The organism is Microlunatus elymi (assembly GCF_007362775.1).
GTDB classification, from domain to species: domain Bacteria; phylum Actinomycetota; class Actinomycetes; order Propionibacteriales; family Propionibacteriaceae; genus Microlunatus; species Microlunatus elymi.
On the sequence record NZ_CP041692.1, the window covers coordinates 768,638 to 792,153 of the forward strand.

A 23,516-nucleotide genomic window follows, 5' to 3' on the forward strand; every position below is an offset into this window, starting at 1 on the left:
GTAACACGCGCTAGAACGGCGTGGTCCGTCGTGACCACAGCTGCCGCATCCCCTGATAGGTGCCGGTTGTAGGTCGGAGCGGAGTGGGTCAAGGCTGAGCGGAGCGAATCCGAAGGTTGCCTTGACGCACGGAGCGGAGGCCGGAGACTGGTCCGATCAGGGGGACGCGGCCTGGTGAGTGATCTGAGGGCGTGGCCACTTGGATCTGACCTGAGGTCGAACGCTCGGCCGCTGGTTCGCGATGGAGTGGGGCGTCGGTCGTGTGGCCGCTGTCATGGCCAGACCGTTGGGCAATCGTGGCGAGGACCGGCCCGCAGCGAGCGGAGCGAGCGAGGACACGGACCGGAGCCGCGCGCGGCGTCAGCCGCGCCTTGATCTATGAGAGGCAGATTCGGCAGAGCGCGGCCCAAGGCGGCCCAAGGCGATTGCACATCACCCGACGCATCACAGCCGCCCAGGCGATTGCGACTTACGGCAAGTTGTTCGTCCCGGGCGCGCTTCGGCGTTGAGAGGCAAAGCCCCGACAGGTGCCCGGCATAGTTTGGTGCCCCACTGGGCAACGACACGCAACAGTACGCAGGGTGGAGCGGCGTGCCTAGCTGGTGGGGGGCTTGACACCCTACGAACAGTCATGAGAAGCTCTGATGCTGCTACATAGCACTTCAATGAGGAGGATGCAATGCGCCTTACTAGGATCGCATCAACGAGTGCAGTCGTTGTCGCACTCGTTGGTGTCCCGACAGCCGCCTATGCGACTACGCTGTCACAGTCCTTTAACCCTGGGACTATTTCGATCGCCAATCCGACCCGCTTGCCGTCGTCGGAGTCGAAGGATGTCTCGCTTCCTTCGACGTCGAACGGTAAGTCAACGGCTGATGCCACTACCTGTGGTAAGGGGGGATTCAACTATCGCTTGCAGCGTGATCGTAGTGGCCTCCCGGATCAAACCATCCTTGAAGCCGACGGGATCATGTACTGCGATGCCAAGGACACCTTTACGGGATACAAGTGGTCGGCTGCGAAGTTCCATTTCGACGTCCGTCCCTACATCGTCGGGCAACCTGGTGCATCTGCCACGGTGACAGCCTCTAACTGAGGAGCAGGGTTGTGGGGTCGCCCGTGTTTGCCGCACGCAACGTGACCGTAAGGTTTGGTCGCCTGGTGGCCCTGGACGGTATTTCCGTCACAGGGTCGCCAGGCGTGACCGTTCTGCTCGGTCCGAATGGTGCAGGAAAGAGCACGCTGGTCGCTTGCCTACTGGGTGATCAGGTTCCGGACTCGGGAGAGGTAGAGGTTCTCGGGGGCCGTCCTGCCAAACGTGGGAGCCCTCAGCGGAGGATCGGCTGGTTGCCACAAGACCCTCAGCTGCCGCAGAGGTTCAGAGTCGCGGAGATGGTTACGTATGCAGGTTGGTTGAAGGGCCTCGATTGGTCGGACGCACGAACGGCCGGCATTGCCGCGTTAGAGCGGGTCGATCTAGTAGATCGGAGCGCCAGCCTCGTCAAGGAGTTGTCTGGTGGTATGCGTCGTCGTGCCGCGATTGCTGCCGCGACCGTTCATGAGCCAGAGGTGTTGCTCCTTGATGAACCCATGGCGGGCCTTGACCCCCAACAGCGTATTGCGGTGCGCGACGTGATTGCGAGATACGCAGACACAGCGACAGTGCTCATGTGCACTCACATACTCCAGGACGTTGTCGCCGTTGCGAACCGAGTTGTGGTGGTTGATCATGGAGTAGTTCGCTTCGATGGCGCTACTGAGGCGTTTACCGCACTAAGCGGTCGGACAGGAGACCTTGAGGCGGCGTACCTCTCTTTGTTCGACGTGAGGACCTCCGCATGAGATCTGGTGTCGGAGCCGTGAGTTTTGCGGCTCGACTGTCATCTGCGCGTTTTCTTGTTCCGTTCGCTCTTGTTGCCGGGATATTCCAATCCTTCCAGCAAGGATGGTCTGCGGGCGAGTGGGATGATGCGCTACGGATGGCGGCAAACCACAGTCTTGCTATTGATATAGCGGCGTCCGCAGCGGCTGTGTTTGACGCGAGCCGATTTCGCCGCAAGTTTCCCGGTGGTAGGACAAGTGTCAGACAACTGGGGTCTCCGTTAATCGGCTTGGGAGGGTCAGCGTTGTGGGGTGTAGCTGCGGTGATTTTCCTGAGTTTGATGGCGTTGGTCGGCACGGGCGCTGTCTCACAGTGGAGGACGCCGCATCTCGGGCTTACCCTGGTTGCTGCGGCTTTTGTCGTCGAAGTGGCCGCGCTTGGGTGGATGCTAGGTACATTTCTTCCCTTTTATGCATGCATTCCGCTCTTGGTGCTGGGTGTCTGGCTGGGCAATGCGTTTCTCGCAACCGCTACCGGGCATTACCCTGCTCTGCTTTCGGGTCTTGATGATGGCATATTTCCGGCTGGACTTGCGCCGGTTCGTGGAGTGCTGATCGGGCAGTTCTTGTTATTCATCGGGCTGGGGGCTGCTCTATTTGTCGCTGCCCAGCTGCGGGACTTGTCGGCCCGACTTCGGGTCGCGACCTCTGTGTTGTGTGTAGCGTTACTGATGGCGGGATCGGCACTCGTCCTCAGCTTCGGTCCGTCACGCTCGGCGATCGTGAATTCGGCCGGTGGCCCTCGGGTTTGCCTGAAAAGAGGCATCCTGGTGTGTAGTTGGCCAGACCACGCCAACGCTGGGGTTTTAGCTGCACGTGTGGCGAGTCCGATGTGGACGCCCCTAATCGTTGCGGGTGCTAACGCTCCGGCCGGCCTGGTAGACACCGGTCTCAGCGCGCCAGATACTTGGGCGCGCGCCAGCCTGTGGAATACCGACCCTGCCAGCATCAACGTCACTATCGCAGAGGCGACGTTGGTGTGGGAGTGGTGCCCCCACATCGGATCAACGCAGACACTGGCGGATTGGCCCCAGCCGGTCGCAGACCGTCTGACGTGGCTCGAGGCGCGTGTCGTAAAGACATCGTCAACTGCCTATAGCGCTTCTTCGAGAGCCATACTCCAAGCGCCGGAAAACGAGCAGGTCAGATGGGTCCTTCGACAGCCCGCAGGGGTACGGTGTCTCGTTCAGGAGTAGCGTTCCTGCACGCTCATCGAGTCCCAGCGTTTCTGGCCGTCGCCATATCGACAGGCTTTGTGGGGATCGGAATCGCACGTATTCCGCTGCCAAGTGCGAGCGATGCGCTCGATGGAAGCTATGTCCACGCGGTTGGCTATTTCATTGAGCCATTGCTAACGGTTCCGATCCTGGGGCTGGCGCTGATCGGAGATGTCGCTCAGTTAGAGCATCATGGAGCTCGTCAACTCGTTCCACAGCGGATCTTGCTCATCGTGATACTCACGGTTGTCCCGATCGCGTGTATGTTGCCGTCGGCCGCCACTCGTCCTGCGCCGCAGCCGGTACAGGTCATGATCGAGAATGTCCTCTTCATCACAGGCGAAGCGTGCGCGTTGGCTACGGCGCTACCGGCGAGTTGGCTGTGGGCACCGATCACAGCCGTCGCACTGATCGGTCTCATGGGCCCAGATGAAGGGCTTGTCCCGATCCTGACCGGCGTGAACCGCACCGCCTCTGCTGCGGACATCGTTGCTGCTGGTGTTGTGTTTCTGGCTGGTGGAGCACTGTATCTCGTGGTTCGGCCGAGACCGCGCTTGGAACGGCTTGTTGAACGTATCCGAGCAGCGCATTAGCCTTACGAAACGCTTCGAGTGACCGCCCGGCGGGAAGGGCGAATCTCTGCGCGATGGTCAGTACCCCTCAGTCCCAACAAGTCGATCCTGTGTCTCTGCGGAGATCGCCACAGCGCAGCCGTCGTGCCGACGGATCGTGGAGTCAGGTGATGGAGGACTGCTGGGCGGATCCGTGCTGTGGCGATTGGTGATGCCGTTGTCGGTGGCGGTCTAGTATCGCATGACGAGTGACCTGGGGCTATGACCAGGTAGGCGCCCGCTGGACGGATGGTTACGACACAGGTAGGGGTGAGGGCGAGCCTGCCGAACGTGCGCGGACCTTAGTCGGTTTTCGGCGACGCGATCCGTGGCAAGGAGCAGATCAACGCACGGTGTCAACTGCTCCGATCCGAGCCCCGCGAGACGATTTCTAGCGGCGCAGCCGTCGGACGTACGCAATGGTTGCGTCGTCATGTACCTTCGATCGTCTCCACCGTTCGCCGTTCGGATCGGAGTCCTCCGCTTGGCGTACGGCTCTGAGAACCGAGGCGGGTCCCTGGGCGCCCAATTGATCCATGAGCTGCGGCCATTCGGTCTGGTGGAAAAGATCTACGAGTCTGGTTGCGCCGTCGCTAAGTAGCGCTGCCTCGGTAACGGTTTCGGCCGGCCAGGCGAGGATCAGGCTCTGGGAGGCCGCGTCCGGCAGAGTTCCGGCAGTCCAGAAGCCGCCGGGGCGATTGCGGTATCCGCTCATGGCGTCGCCGCGTGCAGGCGGTCGCCCACCGGCGGTCAGTTGTGTCTTTAGCTGCTGCAGACGATTGTCAGTTATCGCAATCACGTCACCGGACGTCTTCTTGATCACCAAGGTGGAGTCTGCGAGGACGAGTCCTTCGATGACGTCGTTTGAGGTGCGCAAGATGACGACCGTGGCTGATGGGGCGTTGGGGTTGGTGAGGTCGCATCGATCTTCGTGGAGTACGCGGACGTCGGTGATGGCTCGCTCTAGTGAGGAGACGAGCGAGTTGGAGGACTGCCTAGCGTGGCGGAGGATCGCGGGACCGAGGCGATTAACGAACCACTCGACGCTGTGGATGCACCCGGTCGGTAGGTGCTTGGGGATGCCTGCGCCGTCGAGTACGACAATGACATTGGCCTCGTGTCCCGCCCAATCCTCGTTTGCGCGCTCAGCGGACCCGGGCCAGCTTTCGATCTGGACGTGCAGGCTCATGAGGTCACGGCCAAACCCGGATGCCGGATATGCGCTCTGCTTCCCGGATGGTTAGTCCGTCGAACGCTGTTTCGATCACTGTGGAGAGATTCGCGTCCATCTTGCTCCGCTGGTACAGCTCGGACAGGTGATTGATCACATAGGTGATGGCACCGAGTGATCCGATCGCGTGAACACCGGCGACGAGAAGCCGTCGGCTGTCGTCTGTGGTGCGCACGGACAAGTACGCAACGTCTCGATGGGTCTCGGGATCGTTGTCCAAGGGCGACTCGTAGGTTCGTTCGGTCGGAGTCTCGCGGATGCTCCAGCGGCCGTCGCGGTCGGGTGCGAACGTGAAGTGCGGGTCCGCGGCGATGAGCTCTGCGGCCTCTGCCGACGACTTGGGTCCGCAGATGATGACGGCATCGCCGTCGAAGTCGAGTTCGCCGCTGGCTGGGATCTCGTAGTGCTCCACGTCAAGCGAGAGTTTGCGGAGAGCTTCGGTGATCGCCTCGGCGGACCGAGTGTCCTCGGCAGCGATCATGCCGAGGTCGCGGTCCGGGACCGGGCGTATTGGGACTGCCACGGTGACGGGGCCCATCCCGAACAGGGCGCGCTCGACGGGAGGTGCGGATTGCCGGATCTGGGTGATCCGGCCCTTGGAAAGCCCTAGCTCTTTGGCCACTTGGGTGAAGGTCAGTCCGCGTGTCGTTGCTGCTTCCTCGATAGCTTCGCGCCGGAGCCGAGCCAGTTCGAGGGACTGCTGCTGGTACTCGTTGATGAGCGCTGACGCCTGACGTGCCCGGAGGATCGGGTCCGGCTCGTCGCGGATGGCGGTCAGTTCACTCTTGCTCGACACAGCGCGAGTTTAGAACCTCTTGACAGCGGCGATGATGCCGGTTAACGTGTTTATACCCCTAAACCAATCGAGGGCGGTTGTCGCATCAGCGGTTTAGACCCCCTCGACGACGAGAGGAAGCAGTCATGCCAGTTCAGGGACCGTTTCGTGTGGAGTGTGCCGAGGTCTTCCCGCATGGGGTAGGGATCGTCGGTGACGTGGCTCCGATGGCCGATTTCGATCGGTCGTCTCGGGAGAACCGGGTGCAGGCCACGGATAAGGACAGTGGTTTGCCGGTGTGGGTGGTGGATGTGATGGATTTCGATCCGGAGGCGCGGGAGCGGACGTTCCGGGTGAAGGTGGCAGCGCAGGTGCAGCCGGTTCCTCCGGCGGCGGTGTCAGGTGTGCCGGTACGGCCGGTGCATTTGGAGGGTTTGACGGTGACGCCGTATGTGAAGGAGGTCGGCACCTTTCATCGGATCGCGTATTCGTTCAAGGCGACCGGCTTCTCCGAGCCGCGGCAGGGCCGCAGTGGTGCTGCCGGTAGTTCGTCGTCGAAGGCGGCGTGAGCGATGTCGGGCAACGAGGTTGCTGGTCTGCGGGCGTGGGCGCGTGGTGATTACGGGTGCGAGGCGGCGGTCGAGTTGCTGGTCCGGGGCTTCGGTGGCCGGTTCGCCGCGGCCGGCTGGCCGTGGCTTCGGACCGATGAGTCGTCCGGGTCGTGGTGGGTTAATCCCGACGCGATCACGGCTGAGGCGGGTGTGTTGTCGTCGGGCGAACAGGCGTTCTTGATCTTGGTCGCCGCGCTCGGTGGCGGTCCGGCCGTGGCGGATCTCGGCGGTGTGCTGGCTCGGCTGGATCGCGAACATCTGGGCTTGGTGCTGGCCGGGTTCGCCCATGCGGGTGGGTCGCATGAGCACACGGTGATCGGCTGGACCGATGCGGGTGTCCGGTTCGACCGGCCCGGCCCGCTGCTGGACTGGCCCGACCTCGACTTCCCGGCGGTGGCGTGATGACCGGGCAGGCGGAACCGGCCCCGTCCGAGGCGGTGGTGGTGGGCCGGCCGGCGTGGGCGGTGGCTGCGGATCGGGATGAGATCGCGGATTTGGTGCCGTCGTGTGCTCGGACGACGCCGGATGTGTGGTTTTCCACGTCGGCGCCGGATGTGCGGCTGTGCGCCCGGATCTGTGCGGGGTGTCCGTTGCGGTCGGCGTGTCTGGCCGGTGCGCTGGTGCGGGATGAGGAGGCCGGGATCTGGGGTGGTGTCCGGTTCACTCCGGCGTGGGATGTCGGTGAGGTGGTGGAGCACCGGCACGGCTACGTGTTGGACGGTCGGAGTTCGGCTGGTACGGGGGTGGGTCGGGGCGCGTCGGATCTGGTTCAGGCGCGGGCTCGGTTGCGACGGTTGCTGTATCAGGGCCGGCGTCGCCGGTTCGTGACCCGGCTGGTGCATCGGGTGGGTAAGCCGGTGCGGATGGTGCCGGGTGGCTGGTGGGTTGGCCCGTGGATCGACCCGGACCGGGAGCGTGGCATGGCGCGGATGCGGGAGTTGCTGCCGGCGATGTTGGCTGGGCGGCCGGTGCAGCGGTGGCCGTGGGAGTTGCGCCTGTTGTTCGAGTTCCCCGAGTGTGCGATCCCCGAGCCGCGGCGGGTGAAGCGGTGGTCCTCGATGGATGAGCTGGACCCGGGTGTTGATCATGAACGCGAGTCGGGCCGGTCGGTGTTGGCGGTGCCGCACGGCCGGCGGGCTGGCGGCTGGTCGGAGGCGGCATGATCATGTCGATCCTGATCATGGTGCGCCGGGTTGTCCGGGCCGTCGGCTGGGAGTGTTGGTGGTGGCTGTCCGGTGGAGGCCGGCTGCTGCGCCGGCATCCGGTTCGGTCGGTGGCTTGGCTGCTGGCCGTGCTGGTCGGAGTGGTCGCGGATGCGCGGCTGTTGTTGATCATGGTTGTGGTGCCGGTGGCGCTGGTCGGGTTGTGGGCTCGGCTGCTGCCGGGGTCGTATCGGCGACTGGCTGCTGATCGGCTGTATCGGGCTTGGCTGCGGCGGTGGGTGCGGCGGTCGTGGCCGTCGTTGATGGAGTCGTGCGGCCTGGCCCGCCGCGCACCAGCGACGTCCCGCCGGCCTGGGCCGACGAGTGCGGCAGAGCGGCTGGTGGTGCCGCGGCTGGCGTCGTGCCGGTGGCGGCAGGGACGCCTCGTCATGGTTCCTGGGTTGGTGTCGGGGCAGACCGTGGCCGATGTCGAGGACGCGGCCGAGCGTCTGCGGACCAGTGTCGGCGCGGTTCGGCTGCGGGTGATCCCCGACAATGCGCGGACGTCGTGTCAGATCGTGGCCGGCTTCGAGGATCCACTCGCTCAGATGTTCACTGCCTCGCTACCGGATCCGGCCGTCCCCGCGGGGTCGGCTGGTCTGTCGGTGGTGTTGGGCCGGACCGAGGACGGCGAGCCGTGGCGGGTCGACCTGGGCGTTTCCTGCCTGACGGCCGGCTGTTCGGGTGCGGGCAAGGGCTCGGTGATGTGGTCCCTGGTGCTCGGCCTGGCCCCGGCGGTTCGGGCCGGCCTGGTCGAGGTGCATGGGATCGACTTGAAGGGCGGCATGGAACTGGGCCTCGGCCGACCCCTGTTCACCCGCTACGCCGACGACCCACAGCGGGCGGTGATCTTGCTCGAAGAAGCCGTCCGAGACTGCGAGAACAGGGCCCGCAGGATGGCCGGCACATCACGGCAGCATGTCGCGAGCGTGGGGGAGCCGTGGGTGGTGGTGATCATCGACGAGCTGGCCTCGCTGGTGGCCTACCTGCCCGACCGGGACCTGGTGCGCAGGGCTGAAGTGGCGTTGGCCCGGCTGTGTTCGATCGGCCGCGCACCGGGGTTCGTGGTGTTCGGATTCCTGCAAGATCCGCGCAAGGAAACCTTGAAAGCCCGGCACCTGTTCGGCCAGACCATTGCCCTGCGACTCCGTGAACGGGAAGAAGTCGCCATGGCCCTCGGCGACGGTGCCATCAGTGCTGGGGCGGCGTGTCATCACATCCCGCGGGATCTGCCCGGTGTCGGCTTCGTCATCGACGACACCGGTCGCCTGACAAGGGTGCGGGCCGGGTTCGTGCCGGATCGGATGATCATCGAGACCGCGCACCGGTTCGCCGCACCGCATCCGCGGCCGATCGAGGTCCCCGACGAGCCGGAGCAACAGTCGAAGAGCCGGTCGCGGTCGCGGAGTGCGGCATGAGTATCCGGATGCTGGTCGATCTGACTACCGACATGGTCCGCGAGCTCGCGATCGCCGAACGAGTCTGTATCCGCCCCCTGCTGCGCCGGGTGCTCGACCGCGAAACCGGCACCGAGGAGACCGTGCCGATCCCGTGCGGCTCAACCCTGGAATCGGTCTGCCCGTCGTGCGCGCACAAGGCAAGGATCCTGCGGATGCAGCAATGCGCCGAAGGCTGGCACCTTGGCACCGAACCCGACCAAGATCAACCCGACCAAGATCACGACACCGAAGAGAACGGCCAGGAGGACGAGCAAGATCACGAGCAGGCGGGCGACGAGAGTGATCGGCGGGTGCGGTCGACCCGGCGCAGACCTGATGTTGTTGATCTTCCCCGCGTCGCTGCGGAGGATCGCACGATCGGGCGCACGTTCACCAGCCCGGACGGCCACGAGTACCGACCCTCGATGTTCCTCACCCTCACGTTGCCGTCGTACGGTCCGATCACCGATGGCGCACCGACCGACCCGGAGTCGTATGACTATCGGCGGGCCGCGATCGACGCCCTGCTGTTCCCAAGATTGGTGGATCGGTTTTGGCAGAACCTGCGCCGCTGTGCCGGCTACAAGGTCCAGTACTTCGCCACCGTCGAACCCCAACGCCGCCTCGCACCGCACCTGCACGCCGCGATCCGCGGTGCGATCCCGCGCCAGCTGTTGCGGCAGGTGATCCGTGCCACCTACCTGCAGGTGTGGTGGCCGTCCTTCGACCGGCCGGTATTCGTGCAGCGGGTGCCGGTGTGGGATGGCACCGGCTACATGGACGCCGACACCGGCGAAGTCCTGCCGACCTGGGAACAAGCTATCGCCGATCTGGCCGACGATCCCGACAACCGTCCGGCGCACGTGATGCGGTTCGGCTCACAGGCCGACATCCGCGGAATCATCGCACCGTCCGAGGAGGCTGATCGGGCCATCCGCTACCTGACCAAATACCTCACCAAAGCCATCGCCGAACCCCTCACCGCCACCGACGAAGACGTTGTGGTCGATGAGCGGCGCATGGCGCACATCGACCGGCTGCACGCGCAGTTGCGCTGGCTGCCGTGTTCGGAGCACTGCGCCAACTGGTTGCGCTACGGCATCCAGCCCAAGAATCCGACCCCGGGCATGCAGGCCGGACACTGCCCGAGTAAGGCCCATGATCGAGAACACCTCGGCGTCGGCGGCCGCCGAGTGCTGGTCTCCCGGCACTGGTCGGGAAAAACCCTGGCCGAGCACAAAGCCGACCGCGCGACCGTCGTACGGGAAACGCTGCACGCGGCCGGGATCGTGCCACCCGAGGTCGAACGGCTCGCCGCCGACGTCACCGCGCCCGACGGGCTACCTCGGTACGTTTGGACCGATACTCGACCCGGCGATGCCGGCGAGTACCGCAAGATCATCTTTGCCGCGATCCAAGAACGACGCACCTGGCGAGAACAATACGACGCCGCCAAGATCATCACCGCGCCTGTGGACAACCAACCGGCAATCGATCGCGATGGCGGTGGGCCATCCCCGTAAGAGTCCGACGAGTTGATCAACAACCGGTCGTGCGTGGACAGGAGATGATCATGGAAACGAAGGATTCGAGGGTTTCCGCATTGGCTTACCGAGTTGAGGAGGCGGCTGATGCGGTGGGGGTCAGCAAGTCGCAGATTTACGAGTTGATCAGGTCGGGTCAGCTTCGAACGGTGAAGTTGGGCCGTCGCCGGCTGGTGCCGGTGCAGGCGTTGGCGGACTACATCGATGGGATGACGCGATGACGCCGCAGCGTGCGCATGGTGACGGCTCGCTGTACTGGAACGAGGAGCGACAGCGTTGGGTCGCGGACGTTTCAGTCGGTTACAACGGCAACGGTCGTCGGATTCATCGGCGTAGATTCTGCAGGACGAAGACCGAGGCGAAGGCCGTTCTGCGGGAGATGACGCGGGAGTTGGCCGAGGGGACGTTCGTTGATGATCGCGGGTACACGGTCGGCGAGGCCGTCGAGGACTGGTTGACCTACGGCCTGGTCCGCAAGGATCAGGCGACCCGGGACAACTGTCGGCACCTCTCCGAGAAGCACATTCTCCCGTGGCTGGGCGCTCGGAAGCTTCGTGAGCTGCGAACGCCCGAGGTTGAGGCCTGGTTGGCGAAGCTGGCCGAGTCGCTGAGTACGCGGACGATTCAGGCGGTGCGGTCGTGTCTGAACCGGGCGGTTCGTCGTGCGATGGCTCAGGAGCGGGTGCGACGCAATGTCGTCGAGCTGGCCGAGATGCCGCATGGCCGGCCCGGTCGACCGTCGAAGTCGCTGACTCCGGAGCAGGTCGACGCCGTGCTTGAAGGCACGAAGTCCGATCGGTTGCACAACTACATCGTGTTGTCGATCTTGACCGGTGCCAGAACGGAGGAGTTGCGGGCGCTGCGGTGGGATCACGTCCATCTCGACGCCCAGCAGGTGAACGGCCATGTGGTGCCGCCGCACATCGCGGTCTGGCGTTCGGTTCGCAGGAAGGGCGAGACGAAAACGCCGAAGTCGCGCCGGACGATCGCGTTGCCTGCGCTCTGTATCGAAGCGCTGCGACGAGAACGGGTTCAGCAGGCCGAGGATCGGCTCGCGGCTGGCTCTCGTTGGCGGGATAGCGGATTGGTGTTCGCCTCGGAGGTTGGCACGGAGATGCATCCGGCGAACGTTCGGCGATCGTTTCGTCGCGCGCTGCGGCTGGTCGATGGGATCGATCCGGAGGAGTGGACCCCGCGTGAGTTGCGGCACTCGTTCGTCTCACTGTTGTCGGATCGTGGGATTCCGGTTGAGACGATTTCCATGCTCGTCGGCCACAGCGGAACGACGGTCACCGAGCTGGTCTATCGGCATCAGATTCGGCCGGTGATCCAGACGGGTGCGCTGGTGATGGATGAGGTCTACAAGGCGAGCGGCGATGAGCTGAGGTAACACCGTTGGTAACACCGGAGTGCTTGGTGCTCCACCCGGGAAAGCGATCCGGCCCCTGACTGTGCTGGTCAGGGGCCGGTTTTGTGTGGTCGGGGTGACAGGATTTGAACCTGCGACTTCTTCGTCCCGAACGAAGCGCGCTACCAAGCTGCGCCACACCCCGGTGGCCTCGATCAACGAGGCCTCGGAGAGTTTAGCCCATCGCGGCCCGATGCTCCGAATCGGTTCCGCAACCCGGTCAGGACGGTCGCGGGACCAGCGTCAACAGGGTCGCTTCGGGGCGGCAGGCGAACCGCACCGGGGCGTACGGGGAGGTGCCCAGACCGGCGGACACGTGCAGGAAGGACCGCTTGCCACCCGCCTGGTAGGTGGACAATCCCTTCGCCTTGGCCGGGTCCAGATCGCAGTTGGCGACCAGCGCGCCGTAGCCCGGCACGCAGACCTGACCGCCGTGGGTGTGACCGGCGATGATCAGATCCATTCCGTCGGCGGTCATCGCGTCCAGCAGCCGCCGGTACGGGGCGTGAGTCACACCGAACGCGACGTCGGCGGTCGGGTCGGCTGGGCCGGCCACCTTGCCGTATTGATCAAGCTCCAGATGCGCGTCGTTGGTGCCGCGGAATTCGATCTCGGTGCCGGCGATGTTCAACCGCGCTCGGGAATCGGTCAGCTCCACCCAGCCGGCGTCCTGATAGGCCTTCTGCAGTTCGTCCCACGGCAGCTGCTTGCCGCCCGGCCGGGGCGTGTGCTGTTCCTTCTTCAGGTAGCGCAGCGGATTCTTCCACTTCGGCCCGAAGTAGTCGTTGGAGCCCCAGACGAACACCCCGGGCACGTCCAGCAGCCGGCCGAGGCTCGTCGTCACGTACGGGACGGCGTCGTGATCGGCCAGGTTGTCGCCGGTGTTGATCACCAGGTCCGGTTCCAGCCCGGCCAGCCGGGAAACCCAGCGTTGCTTGGCCTGCTGGTACGGCGTCATGTGCAGATCGGAGATGTGCAGCACTCGGATCGGCCGCGCGCCCGCCGGCAGCACCGGCACGTGCACCCGACGCAGGGTGAAGGCCCGCACCTCGTACAGGCCGGCGTAGGCCACACACGCCGCACCGAAACCGGCCACCGTCGCCGTGCCGGTTGCGATCCGCCGGAGCACGCTGCGGGCAGGGCGCTGCTCGTCGATCACCGGGGCGGACATGGCGAGAAGGCTACCCGAGCCCCGTGGGAGACTGAGCCACATGTCCCCCGAACAGTCCGACACCGACTCCGAGTTGATCACCCGCCTGCGTTCCGATCTGACGACCGCGCTCAAGGCCCGGGACCGGCTTCGCGCAGACACCATCCGCGGCGTGCTGACCGCGGTCAGCCGGGCCGAGACCTCCGGCACCGAGGCGGTCCGACTGACCGAGAACCAGGTCCGCGACGTGGTGATCAGCGAGGCGAAGAAGCGGCGTGAGTCGGCTGAGGCCTACCGCAACGCCGACCGGCCGGAGCTGGCCGACAAGGAGGAGGCCGAGGGCGCCGTGCTGGCCGAATACCTGCCGGCGGCGCTGTCGGACGAGGAGATCAGCAAGCTGGTCGCGGACGCGATCGCGAGCACCGGTGCCGCCGAATTGGGCGTGCGCGGCATGGGCAAGGTGATGGGAGTCGTCACCCCGCAGACCAAGGGCCGCGCCGACGGCAAAGCCGTCGCCGACGAAGTCAAGCGCCAGCTCAGCGCCTGATCGAGCCGCTGCACCAAGAATCCGGCCGCCGACCCCAACGGGTCGGCGGCCGGATCTGTGTCAGCTGCCGAGTCGGCTAGCCGCCCTTCTTGCCCTTCTTGCCGCCGTCGTTCTTCTTGTTCTTGCCGCCGTTGTCTGACTTCTTGTTCTTCTTGCCGCCGTTGTCGGAGTTGGACTTCTTGTCCTTCTTCGGCTGCGGCGCCGGACCGGCCGAGTAGACGGCGTAGATCGTGCTGAACTTCGGCAGCTTGCCGTCGTACTGGGAGAAGCCGATGAAGTAGCCGGCCGGCTGATCGCTGTACTGCGTGGTCGGCACCACGCTGAAGCCGGCGTCCTCCAGCTTGTTGGTGGCCTTCTTGATGCTCATCTGGTGAACGTCGGGCAGGTCGACCATCTTGGCCGTGTCCTTGTTCTTGTAGTCGGCGAACTTGCTCGGATCGACATCCTTCAGGGCCTTGCTCATCGCCGGCTTCCAAATGCCTGCTCCGGCATCGCCGCCGCCGGTCGCTTGCAGAGTCACCCCAGTGGACAGGTGGTAATACTCCAAGCCGCCGGAGCGGACGTGTCCGGCGCGGAACGGCTTCCTGGTGACGTCCTCGGCGACCGAGGCGACGCCGGCCAGGTCCGGGGTGTAGCCCGCGAACCAGACTGCCTGGTTGTCGTTGGTGGTACCGGTCTTGCCCGCTTCCGGACGCCCGTCCGGCAAAGCTGCCGGCGCACCGGTTCCGGTCATCACGCCTTGCAGAATGTCGTTCACACCGTCTGCGACGTCCTCGGAGATCACCCGCTTGCAGTTCGCGCTCGGCGCCTTGAGCTCCTTGCCGTCGGCGTTGGTGATCTTGTCGATGATGATCGGATCGCAGTGGATGCCGCGGGCGGCGAAGGTGGCGTACGCCTCGGCCAGGCTGAGCGGCGCGATGTTCGCCACGCCGAGGGTCAGCGACGGCGAGCGGTTGTACGCCGGCGACTCCGAGATCGGCTCTCCGGAGGCGAGCTTCACACCGAGCTTCTCGGCCATCTTCAGCACCGGGCACAGGCCGATAGTGTGTTCCAACTGCAGGAAGTACGTGTTCACCGAGTACTTCGCCGCTTTGCGCATGTCCATCACGCCGTTGACGCCGGTCGAGTTCTTCGGTGCATAGTGCTTGTCACCGAGGACAAAACTGCCGTCACAGGATTTCCAGGTGGTGCCGGTGAAATCCATCGGCGACTTCGCGTTGTACTTCTTCGACGGCGGCACGCCCGCCTCCAACGCCGCGGCCATGGTGATCGCCTTGAACGTCGAGCCGGACTGGAAACCGCCACTGCTGCCACCGAGATCCGGCGGGGCGGGGTAGGAGTAGTACGTCTCGCCCTTCTTGGCGTCGTTACCCATCACCGGCCGACTCTGCGCCATCCCGATGATCAACCCGGTGCCCGGCTGGATCATCGACATGGTCGCGATCACCGGATCCTTCGGGCCGACGTAGTTGCTGACCGCCTCTTGCGCCGCGTCCTGGGTCTTCGGATCGATCGCGGTCTCGATGGTCAGCCCGCCGCGCTTGATGGTGTTGATCCGGTCCTGCTCGGTCTTGCCCAGGCTCGGCTGCTTCAGCAGGCTCTGGTACACGTAGGTGCAGAGGAACGGGTACTGGCTGCTGATGCAACCGTTCTGCGGGTTCTGCACCTTGTCCTGATGGAAGCCGGCCTTCGTGGCCGAGGCCAGCTGCTGCGGCGTGATGATGTTCAGCTCCGCCATCCGATTCAGCACCACGTTGCGGCGCGCGATCGCCGCCTGCGGATGCTGGACCGGGTTGTCCGCGTCCGGGCTCTGCACCAGGCCGGCCAGCATCGCCGCCTGGTTGATGTTCAGGTCCTTGGCGTGCTTGTCGAAGTAGTGCTGGGAGGCCGCTTCCACCCCGTACGCACCGTCGCCGTAGTAGGCGATGTTCAGGTAGCGCTCCAGGATCTGGTCCTTGCTGAGCTTCTTCTCCAACCCGATCGCGTACTTGAGCTCCTGGATCTTGCGGGCGTAGGTGTCGTCCTGCGCCTCCTTGACGCCCTTCTCGTCGCCGGCCAGTTGCGCCTCAGTGATCCGCACCATCTTCACGTACTGCTGGGTGATGCTCGAACCACCCTGGGAGACGCCGCCCGACGCCGCGTTGGTGAGCAATGCCCGGATGGTGCCGGTGACGTCGATCGCACCGTGCTGGTAATAGCGGTGGTCCTCGATCGCCAGCTGCGCCTGCCGCATGATCGGCGCGATGTCGTCCAGCTTGACGTAGGTCCGGTCCTGGTCGAAGAAGTACGCCAGGGTCTTGCCGTTGGCCATGGTGACCTTGCTCTTCACCGGCTGCGGCGGAGTCTCGAACGCCTGCGGCAGGTCATCCACCGTCTTCTCGGCGGCGCGACCGCCGACGCCGGCCATCGCGGCGACGGGGACGGCCAGACCGGCCACCAAGAGTCCGGCAACCATGCTGACGACGAGAAACATCGCCGCGGAGTAGGCGACACTTCCGGCGCGCTTGGGGCTCAAAGGCATGGCTTACAGGGTACGGGAGGTTCAAGTGCCCGCCGAATCATCGTGTCCGACGTCGATGTTGCGAAAAAGTCTCGGGCCTTTAGCCCTAGTCACACACGGACTTCGTTCGTACTATTCCCTCATCTGATCCACAGGGGAAGCGCGGGCCACGGGTGGAGTCCGGGCGTGGATCGGGTCGAGTTGTATGGGGGTTCACGCAATGACTGCGTTGTTTCAAGAGGACTGGACGCTGCAAGCGAACTGTCGTGGGATGGAGGACGCCCTCTTCCCGGAGGCATCTGAGCAAAAACGCGCGCGTACGGTCTGTGCCGGCTGTCCGGTCCGTTCCGAGTGTCTGGCAGAGGCGCTGGACAATCGGATCGAGTGGGGTGTCTGGGGCGGCATGACCGAGCGGGAGCGCCGGCAACTGCTGCGTCAGCACACCGATGTCAGGAGTTGGCGTTCACTGCTGGTCGATCAGCGAGGTGCCCACATCCCGTAGCGCATCCAGATCGGTGACGTCGCGCGGCAGCGCCGGCACCCGAGCCATCGCGACGTCGGGTCGCGAACTTCGGAATCGGTCCAGCAGGCGCTGCTCGCGTTCGATCATCCGCATCCGGTCGGCATGCCGCCGCAGCGCGGCGATCTCAGCCGGGTGTTGAGCTTGGCCCCGGTGTTGATCTTGGCCCCGGTGTTGATCTTGGCCCGGATGCTGATCTTGATCGGAGCTCTGCAGGTCTTCGGCGAGCGCCAACGCGCGCTCGGCGGAGATCTCCAACTCGCTGGCGTGGGTGCGGTTGACCACGAGGCCGGAGAGCGGCAGTCCTGATTCGGTCAATCGGTCGACGAAGAAGTTGGCCTCGCGCAGGGTGTCCGGCTCCGGCGTCGCGACCACCACGAAGGTGGTCTGCTCGGAGCTGAGCAGCCGCAGGGTTTCCTGGGCGCGCGCCCGAAACCCGCCGAACAGGGTCTCGAAGGCGGCCGCGAAGGTCTTCACGTCGGTGATGATCTGGGCGCCGAGCACCTTCTCCATCGCCGAGTAGACGAGGTTGAAGCCGACGCTCATCAGCCGGAACGGGCCCTTGGCCGGAGTGAGCAGCATCCGCAGGAACTTGCCGTCCAGCAGGGCCGCCAAATGCTCCGGGGCGTCCAGGAAATCCAGCGCGGAACGCGATGGTGGCGTGTCCACGATGATCAGATCCCAACTGCCGTCGGTCTCCGCCTGGGCGGACAGTTGGCCGAGCTTCTCCATGGCCATGTATTCCTGGGTCCCGGAGAACGATGTCGACAACGCCTGGTAGAAGGGGTTGGCGAAGATCTGTTCGGCCTTGTCCGGTGTGGCGTGCGCGGTGACCACGTCGTCGAAGGTCCGCTTCATGTCCAGCATCATCGCGTCCAGCGATCCGCCGGCGGTGGTGTCGATGCCTTGTACGGGGCGGGGCGTGTTGTCCAGGTTGCCGACGCCGAGCGACTGGGCCAGCCGGCGGGCCGGGTCGATGGTCAGCACGACCGTCTTCCGGCCGGCCTCGGCGGCTCGCACGGCCAGCGCGGCTGAGGTGGTGGTCTTGCCGACGCCGCCGGAGCCGCAGCAGATGATGATCTTGGTCTGCCGATCGTCCAGGGTCGCCTGCAGGTCGAGGGCCCGATTGATCATGCTCGCACCTCGTCGGCCAACTGATCCTGCAGCGTGGCGGCGATGCCGAACAGCGACTCCACCTCGATGCCGAACGGGTCAAGATCAACTTGTACCAGTGGCCGGTCGAGCTGCTGCAGGCGAAGCCGTCGTTGGTGCTCGGCCAGCATCCGCTGTGCGTCGACAGCGAATTCGTCGGCCAAGGCCTTGTTGGCGACGTCGGACAGTCCGGGCACCGCGATCGGCAGCCGATGTTCGGCCGCCAGCGCGAGTTGATCTTGGTCCAGTGACGTCGGTGTGATCATGTTGGCGATCACCGCGCCCAATTCGATCTTGGTCGGCGTCAGGTCGTCGATGGCCTCGACGGTCTCGGTGATCGGCATGTCCTCCAGCAGGGTGACCAGGTGGACGACGGTGTGCTCGGAATGCAGTACGGCGTTGATCGAGTCGGCCTGGCCGCGGATCGGGCCGACCTTGGCCAGATCGGCGACTGCGTCGTGCACGTTGAGGAATTTGGCGATCCGGCCGGTCGGCGGGGCGTCCAGCACGACGGCGTCGTACGCGTTCGGCAGGCCCTTGATCAACCGGCGCGCGACCTCGTACACCTTGCCGGTGAGGAGTACGTCCTGCAGCCCGGGCGCGATCGAGGTGGCGAAATCGACCACCCCGAAGCGATCCAGTGCCTTGCCGGCCAGCCCGAGGTGATAGAAGGTCTCCAGATACTCCATCAGCGCGTTCTCGGGGTCCATCGCCAGCCCGTAGACGGTGCCGCCGTCCGGCGTCTTGATCAGCCGGCGTTCGCCGCGATTGCGCAGCGAGTCGGTGTTGAAGAGTTGGGAGATCGCGTCCCGGCCCTCGACCTCGCAGAGCAACACCCGGCGTCCGTCGGTGGCCAGCGCACAGGCCAGTGAACCGGCGATGGTGGTCTTGCCGGTGCCGCCCTTGCCGCTGACGATATGCAGGGTGTGCCGCGGGCCGTCGGACGGTGGCGGGGTCAGCCAACTCGGCCGGTGCACAGTCGTCATGATCAACTACCTCAGACGTCGGTGATGCGCAGGCCGGCGTGCGCCTTGTACCGCCGGTTGATCGCGATCAGGTTGGCGGTGAACGCCTCCACCTGCGCCGCGTTGCGCAGCCGGCCGCCGTAGATGCCGCGGGCGCCGGGAATCGCCGCGGCGAGATCGCAGACAACACCGATCGCCTGCCGGTCCTCGCCGAGCACCAGCACGTCCAATTCGATCTTGTCCACGTCCGAGTCGTCCAGCAGGGCGGAACTGACGTGGTGGAAGGCTGCGATCACCGTCGAGTCCGGCAGCAGCTCGGCGGCCTCCTGGGCGCTGGATCCGGCCGGCACCGGGACCGGGTACGGGCCGTGCTTGTCGAAGCCGATCCGGTTCACGCAGTCGACCACGATCTTGCTGGCCAGCTTGGGCGCCAGTTCGGTCAGCAACTCGGCGTGGCCGTCGTACGGGACCGCCACGATCACCAGGTCGGCCGCCGCGGCATCGGCGTTCACCGCGCCGCTGACGTCGCCTATCTCGGCGTACTGCTGTGCCGTCTCGGCCGCGCGTTCGGCACTGCGAGAACCGATCACCACCCGATAGCCCGCCGCAGCGAAACGACGCGCCAACCCGCGCCCCTGCGGACCGGTCCCGCCCAGGATCCCGATCGACCCGGGGTGCCCGGGATCAGCGGTGGAGGCGCCTTCAGTCATGGCCCCGATGTTAGTGCGCGCCGGATCCCACCCCGACTTGTCGCCCTGCTCGAATCCTCACGGCCCGCTCATCGCTCCTACTCAGGACCGGCAACGCGGGCCTCAGTAGGGTGAGCGCATGACGAAATGGGAGTACGTGACGGTGCCGGTGCTGGTGCATGCGACCAAGCAGATCCTGGACAACTGGGGTGCCGACGGCTGGGAGCTGGTGCAGATCGTTCCGGGGATGAACGCGGAGAATCTGGTCGCCTACCTGAAGCGGCCGATCGAGGAGCCCGGTTCGGGCAGCCAGGGCTGACCATGGCCGGGGATGTGAACCAGCGGCTAGCCGAGCTCGGGCTGACGCTGCCGGACGTGGCGTCGCCGATCGGTTCCTACCGGCCGGCCGTGGTGCTCGACGGGTTGATCTACAGCTCGGGACAGTTGCCGATGGTCGGCGGCGAGCTCACCGCCGTCGGCAAGGTCGGCGCAGAGGTCTCGGTCGACGAAGCGAGCGAAGCAGCCCGAATCGCTGCCCTGAATGCGGTTGCGGCGGCCGCGGCTGCGGTCGGCGGGGTGGACAAGATCAGCAAGATCGCCAAGGTCGTGGTCTTCGTGGCCAGCGCCCCGGACTTCACCGCGCAACCGACGGTCGCCAACGGCGCCAGCGATCTGCTGGCCGCGATCTTCTCCGAAGACGGCGTGCATGCCCGCAGTGCGGTCGGCGTTGCCGCGCTGCCGCTGGACGCGCCGGTCGAGGTGGAGATCATCGGCAAGGTTGTTTATTGACCATGATCACCTCGTCGCGGGATGTGCTGTCGGCGTTGGATCGGCGGGTGCCCGAGTCGGTGATCGCCAAGATCGACAGTCGGGCCGATTCGGTTGTCGTTCCGCATCCGGCGGCCAGCGTCGTGCTGTTGCGTGATCATGAAGGCGGCGTCGAGACGTACGCCCTGCATCGGCACAGCCGGATGCCGTTCGCGGCCGGCATGGTGGTCTTCCCTGGTGGTCGGCTGGACCCGGTCGACGGCGTACTGTCCGCCGGCTACACACCGACCTCCGGTCCGTTGCTGCGCTGCGCGGTCCGAGAGACCGAGGAGGAGACCGGAGTCCGGCTCGAACCCGAGCAGCTGCAGCCGTGGGCACACTGGATCACTCCCGAGCTGGAACCGCGCCGCTACGACACCTTCTTTTATCTGGCCGAACTGCCGGTCGGACAGACGGCCGCCGACATCTCCGGCGAGACCTGGAAGGCGGAATGGCGTACGCCGGCAGCGCTGCTGGCGGCTGCTGACGCCGGCGAGTTGGCGCTGATGCCGCCGACCCGCTCGATCTTGATCGAGCTGGATTCGTTCGCGACGGTCGCCGACGCGCTGGCCGGCTGTCCGGACCGGCGGGTCGAGACCGTACTGCCGCGGGTGGTTCGCGGACCGGCGGGTTGGATCTTCGACTACTCCGACTTGTCAGTCTCTGGTGTCGTTATAGCAACACCACCGACTGACAAGTCAAGAGACGGCGATGAGCGATGAACGGGTACGAGGCGGTGGCGCCTGGGGTGCAGAGATTGTTGGCGCCCAACCCTGGGCCGATGACCCTGGACGGGACGAACACTTGGGTGATCGGCGATCCGGCCCACATCGCTCCGGTGATCATCGATCCGGGCCCGCTCGACCAAGATCATCTGGAACGGGTACTGGAGATCGCCGGCGGTCAGGCCAGCGCAGTCTGGCTTACCCATCGACATCATGATCATTCCGACGGCGCCGCTCGGATGGCCGAGCTGGCGGGCTGCCAGGTGATGGCCGCCGATCCGGCGTTCGCCAGTGATCAGGACTGCGAGCTCGAGGACGGATACCATCTCGATCTTGGTGAGCTTGCATTGACGGCAGTGGAGACGCCCGGACACACCAGCGATTCGACCTCGTTCTTGATCACCGGGCGACACCAGCCGGCGATGTTGATCACCGGCGACATGGTGCTCGGCCGCGGGACCACGGTGATCACCCATCCCGACGGTGATCTTGCCGACTACTTCGAGTCCCTGCAGACCATGATCAACATCGTTGATGATCATGGCGTGGCCGAGTTGCTGCCCGGCCACGGTGATCGGGTTGGTGACCCGGCCGGGGTGTTGCGCTACTACCGGACCCATCGGCAACAGCGGCTGGATCAGGTGCGGGCGGCGCTGGACTCCGGCGCCCGGGCGCCGATGGACGTGGTCCGGATCGTCTACGCCGACACCGATCCGGGACTGTGGCCGGCCGCGGAGCAGTCCGTCCGCGCACAGCTTGCCTATCTGCAAAGGTCCTGAGCCGTAGCCGGGCGCTGAGCAGCACAAGGACAGTCGACAGCACCTTCACAGCAACGGCATAAGAACCGCGCGCAACCTGGGTGCATGAACGAGAACGTGCCCGGAACCGGGAACGACCCGCAGTGGCCGTCGAGCGCACCGCACGGTGCGGATTCATCATCGGAAGACCTGTCGTCCGAGGACAGGGTCCCGCGGTCGTACGGCGGACAGTCCTCGGCTCAGCAGCCCTACCCGCAGACCGGATTCGGTCAACAGCAGCCGCATCACCCCGGCTACCAGAACGGACCCTCTGATCCGGGTCCGTACGGTCCCGGGACGTACGGCACCGGGTCCTACCAGCCCACTGACCCGTACCGCAGTTCCTTCACCGAACAGTCGACTTACTCGGGTCAGCCCTCCTACGCCGGCCAACAGGACAGCGGCATGCCCGCCGGTGGATCATCGTCGGCTCAGGGCAGCGGCGCAGCGGGCGGTTCACTCCCTCCGACTAGCTACCTCCCGGTCGCGACGCCGGCAGCCAAGCCGCGGCGACGCGGAGCCCTGCTGATCGTGTCGTTGGCGGTTGCGGCGCTGGTCGGCGCCGGAGCGGGTATCGGCTCGTACGCCTATCTTGATCATGGTCAGGCCGGCAGCAGCGTCAATTCACCGATCACGATCAACACCCAGACCGCTCAACAGCAGGCCAAGACCGACGGCACCGTCGAGGGCGCGGCCAAGGTGATCGAGCCGTCGGTGGTGACGATCACCGTGCAGAGCGGCAGCAGCGGCGACATCGGCAGCGGCGTCGTACTGGACAACAGCGGGCACATCCTGACCAACGCACACGTGGTCGCCGACAGCTCGCAGTCGCAGGACGGCTTCCCCGGCAGCCAGCAGCAGTCGCCGACCAAGATCACCGTGACCTTCATGAACGGCAAGACCGCCAGCGCCTCCGTGGTCGGCACCGACGAGACCGATGATCTTGCGGTGATCAAGGTCCATGGTGTCAAGAACCTGACGCCGGCCGACTTCGCCAAGTCGAGTTCGCTGACGGTGGGGCAGTCGGTGGTCGCCGTCGGCGCTCCACTGGGACTGTCCCAGACCGTGACCAGCGGCATCGTCTCCAACACCGCGCGGCCGGTCCGTTCCGGCAACAACAACGACGCCGTCTACATGGCCGTGCAGACCGACGCCGCGATCAACCCGGGCAACTCGGGCGGGCCGCTGGTCAATCTGAACGGTTCGGTGGTGGGGATCAACTCCTCGATCGCCTCCACCGCGGACAGCCAGTCGGGTAGCCAGTCCGGCAACATCGGCATCGGCTTCGCCATCCCGGCCGACGTCGCCGTTCGGGTCGCGTCCCAGTTGATCGACAGCGGCCACTCGGCCGACGCCATCCTCGGCGTCACCATCGATGCCGGCGAGGGCGGCACCCTCGGCTCGACCACTGCCGGAGTTCAACTGCACAGCGTCAATTCCGGCGGCCCCGCTGCCAAGGCCGGGTTGAAGGCCGGCGACACGGTGACTGCGGTGAACGACTTCAAGGTGACCACCGCCGACGGCTTGATCGCGGCCACCCACTACTACGCCCCGGGCACCACGGTGACGGTCGACTACCAGCGCGACGGCCAGTCCAAGTCCACCCAGGTCACTCTCGGCACCGCCTGATCCGATCCTCACCGGGCGCCGAAACATCGCTCCCGCGCACCTTCGGTTCTCTCGCGCAGGCTGGAACTTGCGCGGGAGCGCCGCAGGTGCGCGGGAGCGTGATTCTGGTGCGGAGT

The 23,516-nt window shown here is 65.5% G+C and carries 23 protein-coding genes and 1 tRNA gene; 16 read left to right on the forward strand and 8 right to left on the reverse strand.

The window, feature by feature from the left end; genetic code table 11:
* Positions 1-1,200: 1,200 nt before the first annotated feature.
* Both FOE78_RS03355 and FOE78_RS03360 read left to right on the forward strand, forming a co-directional pair.
* Positions 1,201-1,842, forward strand: coding sequence for an ATP-binding cassette domain-containing protein (locus FOE78_RS03355; protein ID WP_168207356.1), 642 nt, complete (start codon positions 1,201-1,203; stop codon positions 1,840-1,842).
* A gap of 1,294 nt (positions 1,843-3,136) precedes the next feature.
* Positions 3,137-3,691: a hypothetical protein gene (locus tag FOE78_RS03360; protein WP_168207357.1), complete on the forward strand. Its 555-nt coding sequence runs from the start codon at positions 3,137-3,139 to the stop codon at positions 3,689-3,691.
* A 409-nt stretch (positions 3,692-4,100) separates the two neighbouring features.
* Here FOE78_RS03360 and FOE78_RS03365 read toward each other — a convergent pair whose 3' ends face one another.
* A complete protein-coding gene (locus FOE78_RS03365; RefSeq protein WP_143985060.1) occupies positions 4,101-4,898 on the reverse strand; it encodes a protein phosphatase 2C domain-containing protein in 798 nt (265 codons plus the stop codon).
* A 4-nt stretch (positions 4,899-4,902) separates the two neighbouring features.
* Positions 4,903-5,736, reverse strand: a complete 834-nt coding sequence (locus FOE78_RS03370; RefSeq protein WP_143985061.1) for a hypothetical protein — start codon at positions 5,734-5,736, stop codon at positions 4,903-4,905.
* A gap of 206 nt (positions 5,737-5,942) precedes the next feature.
* Here FOE78_RS03370 and FOE78_RS03375 point away from each other — a divergent pair, with 206 nt between their 5' ends.
* From FOE78_RS03375 to FOE78_RS03405, 7 genes are read left to right on the forward strand one after another with little or no spacing between them, the layout of a single operon-like run.
* A complete protein-coding gene (locus FOE78_RS03375) occupies positions 5,943-6,284 on the forward strand; it encodes a hypothetical protein (RefSeq protein ID WP_228266023.1) in 342 nt (113 codons plus the stop codon).
* Between the two features lie 3 nt (positions 6,285-6,287).
* A complete protein-coding gene (locus FOE78_RS03380; protein ID WP_143985063.1) occupies positions 6,288-6,728 on the forward strand; it encodes a hypothetical protein in 441 nt (146 codons plus the stop codon).
* Positions 6,728-7,489, forward strand: coding sequence for a WhiB family transcriptional regulator (locus FOE78_RS03385; protein WP_143985064.1), 762 nt, complete (start codon positions 6,728-6,730; stop codon positions 7,487-7,489). Before FOE78_RS03380 ends, FOE78_RS03385 begins: the two co-directional genes overlap by 1 nt.
* On the forward strand, positions 7,486-8,946 hold the full coding sequence (locus FOE78_RS03390) for an FtsK/SpoIIIE domain-containing protein (RefSeq protein ID WP_143985065.1): 1,461 nt from the start codon (positions 7,486-7,488) through the stop codon (positions 8,944-8,946). The genes FOE78_RS03385 and FOE78_RS03390 overlap by 4 nt, the downstream gene beginning before the upstream one ends.
* Entirely contained in the window at positions 8,943-10,490 is a 1,548-nt protein-coding gene (locus FOE78_RS03395; protein ID WP_210414783.1) for a replication initiator, read from the forward strand. The genes FOE78_RS03390 and FOE78_RS03395 overlap by 4 nt, the downstream gene beginning before the upstream one ends.
* A 50-nt stretch (positions 10,491-10,540) precedes the next feature.
* The gene (locus FOE78_RS03400) at positions 10,541-10,732 is read left to right on the forward strand and encodes a helix-turn-helix domain-containing protein (RefSeq protein ID WP_143985066.1); all 192 of its coding nucleotides are present in this window, start codon (positions 10,541-10,543) and stop codon (positions 10,730-10,732) included.
* Positions 10,729-11,901, forward strand: a complete 1,173-nt coding sequence (locus tag FOE78_RS03405) for a site-specific integrase (protein WP_143985067.1) — start codon at positions 10,729-10,731, stop codon at positions 11,899-11,901. Before FOE78_RS03400 ends, FOE78_RS03405 begins: the two co-directional genes overlap by 4 nt.
* Before the next feature lie 86 nt (positions 11,902-11,987).
* On the opposite strand, the gene FOE78_RS03410 is transcribed toward FOE78_RS03405, so the two are convergent.
* Positions 11,988-12,064: transfer RNA gene (locus FOE78_RS03410), tRNA-Pro, on the reverse strand.
* A 75-nt stretch (positions 12,065-12,139) separates the two neighbouring features.
* Entirely contained in the window at positions 12,140-13,090 is a 951-nt protein-coding gene (locus FOE78_RS03415) for a metallophosphoesterase (protein WP_143985068.1), read from the reverse strand.
* Between the two features lie 40 nt (positions 13,091-13,130).
* Here FOE78_RS03415 and FOE78_RS03420 point away from each other — a divergent pair, with 40 nt between their 5' ends.
* On the forward strand, positions 13,131-13,616 hold the full coding sequence (locus tag FOE78_RS03420; RefSeq protein WP_143985069.1) for a GatB/YqeY domain-containing protein: 486 nt from the start codon (positions 13,131-13,133) through the stop codon (positions 13,614-13,616).
* A 76-nt stretch (positions 13,617-13,692) separates the two neighbouring features.
* On the opposite strand, the gene FOE78_RS03425 is transcribed toward FOE78_RS03420, so the two are convergent.
* Positions 13,693-16,137 carry a transglycosylase domain-containing protein gene (locus FOE78_RS03425; RefSeq protein ID WP_143985070.1) on the reverse strand — a complete coding sequence of 815 codons (2,445 nt, stop codon included), beginning with the start codon at positions 16,135-16,137 and terminating at the stop codon, positions 13,693-13,695.
* Between the two features lie 199 nt (positions 16,138-16,336).
* On the opposite strand from FOE78_RS03425, the gene FOE78_RS03430 reads away from it, so the two are divergent.
* Positions 16,337-16,618, forward strand: coding sequence for a WhiB family transcriptional regulator (locus FOE78_RS03430; protein WP_143985071.1), 282 nt, complete (start codon positions 16,337-16,339; stop codon positions 16,616-16,618).
* On the opposite strand, the gene FOE78_RS03435 is transcribed toward FOE78_RS03430, so the two are convergent.
* Genes FOE78_RS03435 through npdG form a run of 3 tightly spaced genes read right to left on the reverse strand, consistent with a single transcriptional unit; the run spans position 16,580 to position 19,463 of the window.
* On the reverse strand, positions 16,580-17,770 hold the full coding sequence (locus tag FOE78_RS03435) for an ArsA family ATPase (protein ID WP_143985072.1): 1,191 nt from the start codon (positions 17,768-17,770) through the stop codon (positions 16,580-16,582). The genes FOE78_RS03430 and FOE78_RS03435 overlap by 39 nt on opposite strands.
* Positions 17,767-18,774 (reverse strand): ArsA family ATPase, encoded by a 1,008-nt coding sequence (locus tag FOE78_RS03440; RefSeq protein ID WP_143985073.1) that lies wholly within the window; start codon positions 18,772-18,774, stop codon positions 17,767-17,769. The genes FOE78_RS03435 and FOE78_RS03440 overlap by 4 nt, the downstream gene beginning before the upstream one ends.
* Positions 18,775-18,785: 11 nt before the next feature.
* A complete protein-coding gene (gene npdG, locus FOE78_RS03445; RefSeq protein ID WP_143985074.1) occupies positions 18,786-19,463 on the reverse strand; it encodes an NADPH-dependent F420 reductase in 678 nt (225 codons plus the stop codon).
* A gap of 118 nt (positions 19,464-19,581) precedes the next feature.
* Between npdG and FOE78_RS03450 the strand changes: the two genes are divergently transcribed.
* The 5 genes from FOE78_RS03450 (at position 19,582) to FOE78_RS03470 (ending at position 23,400) form a co-directional block, all read left to right on the forward strand.
* Entirely contained in the window at positions 19,582-19,761 is a 180-nt protein-coding gene (locus FOE78_RS03450; RefSeq protein ID WP_143985075.1) for a DUF4177 domain-containing protein, read from the forward strand.
* Between the two features lie 2 nt (positions 19,762-19,763).
* Positions 19,764-20,231 (forward strand): RidA family protein, encoded by a 468-nt coding sequence (locus FOE78_RS03455; protein WP_143985076.1) that lies wholly within the window; start codon positions 19,764-19,766, stop codon positions 20,229-20,231.
* Between the two features lie 2 nt (positions 20,232-20,233).
* Positions 20,234-20,971, forward strand: a complete 738-nt coding sequence (locus FOE78_RS03460) for an NUDIX hydrolase (RefSeq protein ID WP_143985077.1) — start codon at positions 20,234-20,236, stop codon at positions 20,969-20,971.
* Between the two features lie 59 nt (positions 20,972-21,030).
* The gene (locus tag FOE78_RS03465; RefSeq protein WP_228266024.1) at positions 21,031-21,753 is read left to right on the forward strand and encodes an MBL fold metallo-hydrolase; all 723 of its coding nucleotides are present in this window, start codon (positions 21,031-21,033) and stop codon (positions 21,751-21,753) included.
* An 84-nt stretch (positions 21,754-21,837) separates the two neighbouring features.
* Positions 21,838-23,400 (forward strand): S1C family serine protease, encoded by a 1,563-nt coding sequence (locus FOE78_RS03470; RefSeq protein WP_143985079.1) that lies wholly within the window; start codon positions 21,838-21,840, stop codon positions 23,398-23,400.
* Positions 23,401-23,516: the final 116 nt, after the last annotated feature.

Coding starts and splice junctions, on each gene's coding strand:
- FOE78_RS03470 (WP_143985079.1), top strand. CDS start 21,838: ATGAACGAGAACGTGCCCGGAACCGGGAACGACCCGCAGTGGCCGTCG.
- FOE78_RS03450 (WP_143985075.1), top strand. CDS start 19,582: ATGACGAAATGGGAGTACGTGACGGTGCCGGTGCTGGTGCATGCGACC.
- FOE78_RS03415 (WP_143985068.1), bottom strand. CDS start 13,090: ATGTCCGCCCCGGTGATCGACGAGCAGCGCCCTGCCCGCAGCGTGCTC.
- FOE78_RS03425 (WP_143985070.1), bottom strand. CDS start 16,137: ATGCCTTTGAGCCCCAAGCGCGCCGGAAGTGTCGCCTACTCCGCGGCG.
- FOE78_RS03375 (WP_228266023.1), top strand. CDS start 5,943: ATGGCCGATTTCGATCGGTCGTCTCGGGAGAACCGGGTGCAGGCCACG.
- FOE78_RS03435 (WP_143985072.1), bottom strand. CDS start 17,770: ATGATCAATCGGGCCCTCGACCTGCAGGCGACCCTGGACGATCGGCAG.
- FOE78_RS03380 (WP_143985063.1), top strand. CDS start 6,288: ATGTCGGGCAACGAGGTTGCTGGTCTGCGGGCGTGGGCGCGTGGTGAT.
- FOE78_RS03405 (WP_143985067.1), top strand. CDS start 10,729: ATGACGCCGCAGCGTGCGCATGGTGACGGCTCGCTGTACTGGAACGAG.
- FOE78_RS03455 (WP_143985076.1), top strand. CDS start 19,764: ATGGCCGGGGATGTGAACCAGCGGCTAGCCGAGCTCGGGCTGACGCTG.
- FOE78_RS03365 (WP_143985060.1), bottom strand. CDS start 4,898: ATGAGCCTGCACGTCCAGATCGAAAGCTGGCCCGGGTCCGCTGAGCGC.
- npdG (WP_143985074.1), bottom strand. CDS start 19,463: ATGACTGAAGGCGCCTCCACCGCTGATCCCGGGCACCCCGGGTCGATC.
- FOE78_RS03465 (WP_228266024.1), top strand. CDS start 21,031: ATGACCCTGGACGGGACGAACACTTGGGTGATCGGCGATCCGGCCCAC.
- FOE78_RS03390 (WP_143985065.1), top strand. CDS start 7,486: ATGATCATGTCGATCCTGATCATGGTGCGCCGGGTTGTCCGGGCCGTC.
- FOE78_RS03440 (WP_143985073.1), bottom strand. CDS start 18,774: ATGACGACTGTGCACCGGCCGAGTTGGCTGACCCCGCCACCGTCCGAC.
- FOE78_RS03460 (WP_143985077.1), top strand. CDS start 20,234: ATGATCACCTCGTCGCGGGATGTGCTGTCGGCGTTGGATCGGCGGGTG.
- FOE78_RS03420 (WP_143985069.1), top strand. CDS start 13,131: ATGTCCCCCGAACAGTCCGACACCGACTCCGAGTTGATCACCCGCCTG.
- FOE78_RS03385 (WP_143985064.1), top strand. CDS start 6,728: ATGACCGGGCAGGCGGAACCGGCCCCGTCCGAGGCGGTGGTGGTGGGC.
- FOE78_RS03395 (WP_210414783.1), top strand. CDS start 8,943: ATGAGTATCCGGATGCTGGTCGATCTGACTACCGACATGGTCCGCGAG.
- FOE78_RS03400 (WP_143985066.1), top strand. CDS start 10,541: ATGGAAACGAAGGATTCGAGGGTTTCCGCATTGGCTTACCGAGTTGAG.
- FOE78_RS03430 (WP_143985071.1), top strand. CDS start 16,337: ATGACTGCGTTGTTTCAAGAGGACTGGACGCTGCAAGCGAACTGTCGT.